Below are 1,190 nucleotides of genomic sequence, written 5' to 3'. Positions count from 1 at the left end.
GGAAACTCTGAAAAAGACTTTCTGATTTGGCAAAATACCGCGACCCCACCCACCGAGTTTCCCGATGAAGCAGATGACCTTCGCCGACGCCGAGTACGCTGGCAAGCGCAAGCAAACCCGCAAGGAGTTGTTCCTGATCGAGATGGATCGGGTGGTGCCGTGGAAGGGCTTGATTGCTTTGATCGAGCCACATTATCCGAAAGGTGAAGGTGGCCGTCCGGCCTACCCGTTGATGGCGATGCTGCGTGTGCATCTGCTGCAGAACTGGTTCGGCTACAGCGATCCAGCGATGGAGGAAGCGCTGTACGAAACCACGATCCTGCGCCAGTTTGCCGGGCTGAACCTGGAGCGCATCCCCGACGAAACCACCATTCTCAACTTCCGCCGCTTGCTGGAGAAACACGAGCTGGCGGCCGGCATCCTCGCTGTCATCAATGGCTATCTGGGCGACCGCGGCCTGTCGCTGCGCCAGGGCACCATCGTCGATGCAACGCTGATCAATGCGCCCAGTTCGACCAAGAACAAGGACGGCAAGCGCGACCCGGAAATGCACCAGACCAAGAAGGGAAACCAGTATTATTTTGGCATGAAGGCCCACATCGGCGCCGATGACGAATCGGGTCTGGTGCACAGCGTAGTGGGCACGGCGGCCAATGTGGCGGATGTCACCCAGGTGGACAAATTGCTGCATGGCGACGAAAACGTGGTCTGCGCCGATGCAGGCTACACCGGTGTCGAAAAGCGGCCCGAGCATGAAGGACGTGAAGTTATCTGGCAGGTGGCGGCACGCCGCAGCACCTACAAAAAACTCGATAAGCGCAGCGTGCTGTACAAAGCCAAGCGCAAGATTGAAAAGGCCAAGGCTCAGGTGCGCGCCAAGGTCGAGCATCCGTTCCGGGTAATCAAGCGCCAGTTCGGTTACACCAAGGTGCGCTTTCGCGGCTTGGCCAAAAACACGGCGCAACTGGTGACACTGTTCGCTCTGTCGAACCTGTGGATGGCGCGCCGACATTTACTGACGAATGCAGGAGAGGTGCGCCTGTAATGCGGGAAATGGCCACCGGAGTGGGGTCCGGGTGGCGAAAACGTAAGAAATACTCGTCGAATTGATTGTTTTTTGATCATTTGGCGAGTTTAAAAGTTGCGCTAGGTGGTATGCCGGGGAAATACATGGCTACTTCAGACCATCC

Annotated in this window: 1 protein-coding gene; it reads left to right on the top strand. The window is 57.2% G+C overall.

The window, feature by feature from the left end:
* Nucleotides 1-64: 64 nt before the first annotated feature.
* Nucleotides 65-1,045 carry an IS5-like element IS1384 family transposase gene (locus HX812_RS30825; protein ID WP_010466230.1) on the top strand — a complete coding sequence of 327 codons (981 nt, stop codon included), beginning with the start codon at nucleotides 65-67 and terminating at the stop codon, nucleotides 1,043-1,045.
* Nucleotides 1,046-1,190: the final 145 nt, after the last annotated feature.

This window comes from Pseudomonas sp. IPO3749 (genome assembly GCF_013386605.1).
GTDB classification, from domain to species: domain Bacteria; phylum Pseudomonadota; class Gammaproteobacteria; order Pseudomonadales; family Pseudomonadaceae; genus Aquipseudomonas; species Aquipseudomonas azotoformans_A.
The sequence above is the reverse complement of the archived record's forward strand: the minus strand, read 5'-3'. Positions and strand labels throughout refer to the sequence as shown.